The 6,950-nt window shown below is 42.3% G+C and carries 6 protein-coding genes and 2 pseudogenes; 3 read left to right on the top strand and 5 right to left on the bottom strand.

The window, feature by feature from the left end; translation table 11 throughout:
• Positions 1–198: 198 nt before the first annotated feature.
• From kdsA to hemA, 5 genes and pseudogenes are all read right to left on the bottom strand, one after another.
• Positions 199–1,068 (bottom strand): 3-deoxy-8-phosphooctulonate synthase, encoded by an 870-nt coding sequence (gene kdsA / locus REG_RS09060; RefSeq protein ID WP_006705366.1) that lies wholly within the window; start codon positions 1,066–1,068, stop codon positions 199–201.
• Positions 1,069–1,091: 23 nt separating this feature from the next.
• Entirely contained in the window at positions 1,092–1,901 is an 810-nt protein-coding gene (gene sirB1 / locus REG_RS09055; RefSeq protein WP_006705365.1) for an invasion regulator SirB1, read from the bottom strand.
• 78 nt (positions 1,902–1,979) lie between these two features.
• Positions 1,980–2,851: pseudogene (prmC, locus tag REG_RS09050) on the bottom strand (peptide chain release factor N(5)-glutamine methyltransferase).
• Positions 2,851–3,933: a peptide chain release factor 1 gene (gene prfA / locus REG_RS09045; RefSeq protein WP_006705363.1), complete on the bottom strand. Its 1,083-nt coding sequence runs from the start codon at positions 3,931–3,933 to the stop codon at positions 2,851–2,853. Before prfA ends, prmC begins: the two are co-directional and overlap by 1 nt.
• Positions 3,934–3,972: 39 nt before the next feature.
• Positions 3,973–5,235 (bottom strand): glutamyl-tRNA reductase, encoded by a 1,263-nt coding sequence (gene hemA, locus REG_RS09040; RefSeq protein WP_006705362.1) that lies wholly within the window; start codon positions 5,233–5,235, stop codon positions 3,973–3,975.
• A 437-nt stretch (positions 5,236–5,672) separates the two neighbouring features.
• Here hemA and lolB point away from each other — a divergent pair, with 437 nt between their 5' ends.
• From lolB to REG_RS14865, 3 genes and pseudogenes are all read left to right on the top strand, one after another.
• Entirely contained in the window at positions 5,673–6,344 is a 672-nt protein-coding gene (lolB, locus tag REG_RS09030) for a lipoprotein insertase outer membrane protein LolB (protein ID WP_006705360.1), read from the top strand.
• Entirely contained in the window at positions 6,341–6,697 is a 357-nt protein-coding gene (locus REG_RS14870) for a 4-(cytidine 5'-diphospho)-2-C-methyl-D-erythritol kinase (protein ID WP_006705359.1), read from the top strand. The genes lolB and REG_RS14870 overlap by 4 nt, the downstream gene beginning before the upstream one ends.
• 50 nt (positions 6,698–6,747) lie before the next feature.
• A pseudogene (locus tag REG_RS14865) lies at positions 6,748–6,950 on the top strand (4-(cytidine 5'-diphospho)-2-C-methyl-D-erythritol kinase); the annotation flags it as partial.

Below are 6,950 nucleotides of genomic sequence, written 5' to 3'. Positions count from 1 at the left end.
GGTCAATGGCGCGCTACTATAGAGAGTCATGTACTCATGGTCAAGAAAAATGTTGATGATGTTTTATGAGCCTATGTGTAAAACGCCTTATCCCCCTGCCCGCATTGGGCGAGGGCTTACGGCGAATTTTGCTAATGTTATTTATACCCTTCGCCTTTTAAGTCGCCGGCGTTGTTGGCTGCTTTCAAAACGAAGGGTTTAAACGTCGGTATTTAATACAGAAAAACTTTTAACTAAATCATCAACAGCTTTCATCTGCTTCAAAAAAGGCTCTAATTGATCCAATGGCAATGCTGATGAACCATCACATTTAGCTCTATTAGGATCAGGATGTGCTTCGATAAATAGACCGGCCAGCCCTACCGCCATCCCTGCACGTGCTAATTCTGTTACTTGCGCACGACGACCGCCAGAGGCCGCACTAAAAGGATCACGGCATTGCAATGCATGAGTGACATCAAAAATCACCGGATATCCACCAGTACTGTTGATCATCACATTGATACCTAACATATCCACCACTAAATTGTCATAACCAAAATTACTGCCCCGCTCACAGAGAATAATCTTATCATTGCCCAGTTCCCGAAATTTTTCGGTGATGTTACCCATCTGCCCAGGGCTAACAAATTGCGGTTTTTTTACATTGATTACCGCCTCTGTTTTGGCCATAGCGGTGATTAAATCTGTTTGGCGCGCTAAAAAAGCCGGTAATTGCAACACATCAACTACTTTACTCACCTTCTGTGCTTGACTGGCTTCATGCACATCAGTGATTACTTTAACACCGAAAGTATCTTTCAATTTTTGAAAAATTTCTAAACCCTTATCCAACCCTGGACCACGGTAAGAATGAATTGAAGAGCGGTTGGCTTTATCAAAAGAGGCTTTAAATACGTAGGGGATCTTTAGCCTATCAGTAACCTCAACGTAGCGCTCACAAATTTTCATCGCCAAATCAGCGGATTCCAACACATTCATCCCGCCAAATAATACAAAGGGCAAATGGTTTGCGATTTTAATATTGCCAATATTGATTTCTTTTTTAGAGACTGCTTTTAGTTCCATGTTGTGCCTTTAAAAATGAGACGCTAATGTAAGACCACGCACTGCCGTTTAATAGCATAGATTTGCATTTTTATCATTTTAGCAATGGGATCTTCTGGGCATTTTTCAATAAAATAACTTAAATCAGAAAGCGCGATATGATTGCAATCAAGCTGCGCGTAGATCAGACCGCGGTCGCGTATCTCGTAGGGATCATCTTGATTGAAAGCCAAAACGGCTTCACTGGCTCGCAAAGCTAACTCCATCTGTTCTTCTTTTATCAATGCCCCTTTCAATATATTAAGCATGTTGCGTACAACCAACGTATTATCAGCTTCATCAAAATCCTTATCTTCTAATTCAGCCTCTTCACCTAAATCGCTCTTGATCCAGTGCTCTAATATAGGTTCACTTAGCGTTTTACCATTTGACGGATTAATCAGCCACATTTCTTCATCTAACCAATTTGCTCTAAGAATCAATTGAGTAGGAAAAATAACAGGCATTAAAGGTAAATCAAGCTGATGAGCAATATGCAAAAAAATGATACCCAATGAAAGAGGCGTTCCCTCACGGTGCTCTAACACTTTATCGAGCCAAATAGCGTCGGATAAACGATCAATTTCTTCTGCTTCACCAAATTGCCACTGGTTATAAAACAAATCGATTAGGACTTCCAATTGTTGATCTTGATGTAATTTTTCAGGTATGACCGCGCGAGCCTCGTCAACTAACTGCTGTAGTCGACGAAAAATATCAGTCGTTGAAAAGTTCTGACGAATATATTGGCTAACTAACAATACACCTTCACTCAATAAAGCAGTATTGAATTCAAAATCAGCAATGCTATCCATAACTATCCCATTTACAGTGAAGGTTCATAATCTATATATACCCTTCCGGCAACTTCAAAGGCGGAAGGGTATGATCTATCATTTCCATTGACCCAAAGTGAAACGATCACGCCCGCCATAATCTTGATGGGTCATGACGGCGCTAAACCCTGCTTCATAGAATAATGCTTGTACTTTTTTGCTTGTTGCCAACCATGCTCCACCAGCAACCACCCTTCTGAAAGAAGATACGCAGGCGCTTGTCGTACAATGATAACCAGATCATCCATTCCATCATCGCCCGCCACCAGCGCCTCTACCGGTTCATAGCGCACATCGCCCATCTTAAGATGCGGATCGTCGCTGGCAATATAAGGGGGATTACTCACAATTAACCTAAAGCCTGCCATCAAGGATGAAAAATGATCGCGCTCAACGCCCTGTTTAGTAAATGCGTTGATATTAAACCAATTTCCCTGAACAAAACGCAGATTATTTATCGCTAATTTTAACGCATTATGGCGCGCTAAAGTCACCGCATCAGCATTGATATCAATGCCAATCACCAGGCAATCAGGACGTTCACTCGCCAATGCCAATGCTATCGCACCACTGCCGCTACCCAAATCTAAAATACGGCAAGCATCAGCGGGTAAACAGACCAACGCTTGTTCAACCAAAGATTCCGTATCAGGGCGCGGGATCAAGCTAGCAGATGAAACCGTTAAAGGTAATGACCAAAATTCACGTTCACCCACCAAATAAGCAATCGGCTCGCCTTGCTGCCGACGTTCAACTAAAGGTGCAAGCTTAAACAGCTGTTCCCCTGTTAGCTCTGTTTCAGAGAAAGCTAACAGAAAAGTACGTGCTCGACCGGTAACGAAACTTAATAAAATTTCAGCATCACGCTTTGGGCTCTCGCTATTAACAAAACGGGACGCCGCCATCGATAGCCAATATTGATAATTCATCACTCTTGCTCAGATAACGCAGCAAGCTGATCAGCTTGATACTCTTGCACAATAGGCTCAATTAATATATCTAATTTTCCTTCCATCACTTCATCCAGGCGATAAAGTGTCAGATTAATACGGTGATCCGTGACGCGGCCTTGTGGGAAATTATAAGTGCGACTACGATCAGAACGATCCCCCGATCCCAATAAGTTACGCCGCTCAGAAGCTTGGGTCTGCTGTCTTTTTTGCCTCTCTGCCTCACGTATCCTGGCAGCCAATACTGACTTGGCTTTAGCTTTGTTCTTATGCTGTGAACGTTCATCTTGGCATTCAACGACAATACCTGTGGGTAGATGAGTAATGCGGATAGCTGAGTCGGTTGTGTTCACATGTTGCCCGCCCGCCCCAGAAGAACGAAAAGTGTCAATACGCAAATCATTGTCGCTAATTTCTAGCACTTCCGTTTCTGGGAGCACTGGCATCACAGCCACTGTACAAGCTGAAGTATGAATGCGCCCCTGTGACTCCGTTTTTGGTACCCGTTGCACGCGATGGCCGCCTGATTCAAATTTTAACTGGCCGTAGACACCATTGCCGGTGATTTTGGTGATAACCTCTTTGTACCCCCCCTTCTCTCCTTCATTGATGTTAATCACTTCCATTTTCCACCGACGTGTTTCTGCATATCGGCTATACATACGAAACATATCGCCCGCAAAAATCGCCGCTTCGTCACCGCCGGTGCCAGCGCGTATTTCTAAAAAACAATCGCGCTCATCATCAGGATCTTGAGGCAATAGCAATACTTGTAATTTTTGTTCTAGTGCTTCACTGCGGATCTTCGCTTCTTTCAATTCATCTTGAGCCAGCTCACGCATTTCCAGATCGTCGAGCATTTTTTTTGCTGTTTCGATATCCTCTTGTAAGCCGTCCCATTGTTTAAAACAAAGGCTAATATCCTTAAGTTGCGCGTATTCACGTGATAAGGTGCGAAAACGAAGCTGATCACTGATCACCTCTGCATCCCCGAGGTGCGCTTCAACTTCTTCATAACGCTCTTGTAATGCTTGCAATTTAGTGACAATAGAAAACTTCATCAGTAATTCTCGACTTTATTTAATTAATACTTAAATTTTTTATTGTTGATTCAAACCTAAGCTATCACGTAACAATTGCAATCGCTCCATATCACCTTCATTGGCGGCTTGATGAAGAGATTTGGTTGGCATATGGAGAAGACGATTTGTTAATTTGTGCGCTAATTGCGTAATCACTTGTTCCACGTTCTCACCGCGTCCAATCGCCGTCAAGGCTTTTATCGTCATATTACTGCGTAGCTGGTCTGCTTGAATACGGTAATCACGAATGGTTTCTAACGCATTTTGCGATTGTAGCCAAATCATAAAATTGACGCTTTCCTGTTGTACTATTGATTCAGCTTGAATGGCCACTGTTTTGCGCCGCGACAAATTGTGCTGGATAATGGCCTGTAAGTCATCGACGGTATATAGATAAACATTAGGTAATTTAGCAATTGCCGGCTCCACATCTCTTGGCACAGCAATATCAATAAACAACATCGGCTGATTGCGCCGAATTTTTAATGCCCGCTCAACCATACCCTTACTGATGAGAGGTAATGTGCTAGCGGTAGCGCTAATAATAATATCCGCATCGGCCAAGCGATGCTCTATTTGCGCAATAGTGATAACGTCTGCCCCTACTTGGTGCGCTAAAGAAAATGCTTTTTCTGGTGTCCGATTAGCAATCATCATACCTTTAATTTTATGCTCGCTTAAATAACGAGCAACGAGGGCAATAGTTTCCCCCGCGCCTATCAATAGCACATTTAATTCTGGTAATGATTCAAAAATTTGCCGAGCCAAGGTACAGGCAGCAAAGGCTACAGAAACAGCACTGGCACCAATACCTGTTTCCGATCGTATTCTTTTCGCCACTGAGAAAGATTTTTGAAATAAGCGTTCTAGTTCACAAGGTAAAGATTGAATACACCGCGATGCTGCAAAGGCTTTTTTAACTTGCCCCAAGATCTGCGGCTCTCCCAACACCATTGAATCCAATCCACTAGCAACACGAATTAAATGACTTAGGACATCACTATTACGGTACCAATACAAACTCGCAATGACATCATTTGGGTTGATTTTTTGATAGTGACATAACCAGGCAATCAATTGCTGATGCAGACTATCTTGCCATTTTACGCTAAGATACAATTCAGTACGATTGCAAGTAGACAGCAAAACCGCCCCTTGTATCCAAGGTTGCTCAAGCAAACTATTTAACGCTTTATCAAGGGAGCCTGGTAAAAAACTCAGCTGTTCACGTAATGATACTGGGGCAGTTTTGTGATTGATGCCTAATGCGAGCAATGTCATGAGAATATTTGGGGTGGCTTTTTTCAAAGCTGAATTCTACTTTATACAGTTAACCAATAAAAGTCACATCACACTTATGAAGAAGATTGAAGAGATTGTGTTGTAACGCAGCCCACCAGTATTAGGCTAGCTAAGAGTAAACAACAAAATCATATTCAGATTTATCCCAATAAGGTAACTTAACAATATGAAAAACATAATATTACCCCTTCTATTTTTTTCCTTGTTTGCAAGTGCTAAAGAAAAACAAAGCACTGAAGAGCAAAGTAAATGTGTAAGATGGTGGGGACCACCAACGCTAGTTGGCACGCGATCACAAACATGTCAACATCAAATTACACCAAAAAATGAAGAAATAGCGGCGCTGAGACAAAACGAAATCGAAAGACAACGAAAAATTCTCCTGTTTCTGTATTAAAGGATAGATTAATAACACAATGCGTAAGATAAACTTTTGTTGTCTATTGCCTTTAGCCAGCTTAGTACTGGTGGGCTGCGTTACAACACAACCTCCTTCCGTCATCCCCCTTAATTCATATCAATGGCATCAGCATGAACAAAAATTACAGCAGATTGAGCAATTCCAAATAAGCGGATCAATAGCCTATTTTTCTGACAAACAAAAAACCTATGCTCGCTTTTTCTGGCAACAATACTCGGAAAAAAACTACCGACTGCTGCTGACCAACCCTTTAGGCATGATTGAATTTGAATTACGTGTCCAACCCGAATTTACCTTATTGATAGACAATCGAGGCAAACGTCACCTCAGCAAAGATCCACAGGAAATAATACAAAGACTCACGGGGATGTGGATCCCACTAGATAACCTACACCAATGGATGCTTGGTTTGCCCGGTAAAAGCCATAACTTTACGCTAGATGATCAATATCGTTTAAAACAGATAAATTATCGACAAGCGGATCGAATATGGTCGGTGAATTATCAAAGCTACACTGAGGGATCTACACCGCTACCCAAACGTATTGAACTAAAAACGCAAAAAGGAAAAAAACGCATCAAACTAAAAATAGACAGCTGGAAACTATCCCCACAGTCCTTGAAGTTGCCGCTAAACGACCAGGGCGTACGTGAAGGGAAAACATGACATACGTATGGCTCTGCCCAGCAAAACTGAATTTATTTCTTTATGTTACCGGCCAACGCCCTGATGGTTATCATCAATTGCAAACCCTCTTTCAGTTCCTCAATTACGGCGACAAATTAACCATTACACCGCGCAAAGACCAAAAAATACGGTTATTAACGCCTATTCCAGGCGTTGATCAAGAAAAAAATTTAATAATACAGGCCGCCTGTTTGTTACAGAAAAAGTGGTTACAAAAAAGTTACCTTGTCACGCGCAGGCCGGTGCTGATATTAGCATTGAAAAAAAACTACCCCCTGGGTGGAGGATTAGGTGGCGGTTCATCCAATGCCGCTACCGTTTTAGTTGCTTAAATCATCTGTGGCAATGCGGTTTCACTGATGAGCAACTGGCCAGATGGGGATTGACTTTAGGGGCTGATGTTCCGGTATTTATCCATGGACAGGCAGCTTTTGCTGAAGGCATTGGTGAAAAACTTCAACCGGTAACGCCAGCTGAAAAATGGTACTTAGTTGCCCATCCTGGTATTAGCATTGCAACCTCCGCCATTTTTTCTGCAAGTGAACTGACAAGAAACACCCCCACACGCTCATTGGCAACACTTTT

Source organism: Candidatus Regiella insecticola LSR1, from assembly GCF_000143625.1.
GTDB classification, from domain to species: domain Bacteria; phylum Pseudomonadota; class Gammaproteobacteria; order Enterobacterales; family Enterobacteriaceae; genus Regiella; species Regiella insecticola.
This window is presented reverse-complemented; position numbering and strand designations above follow the sequence as displayed.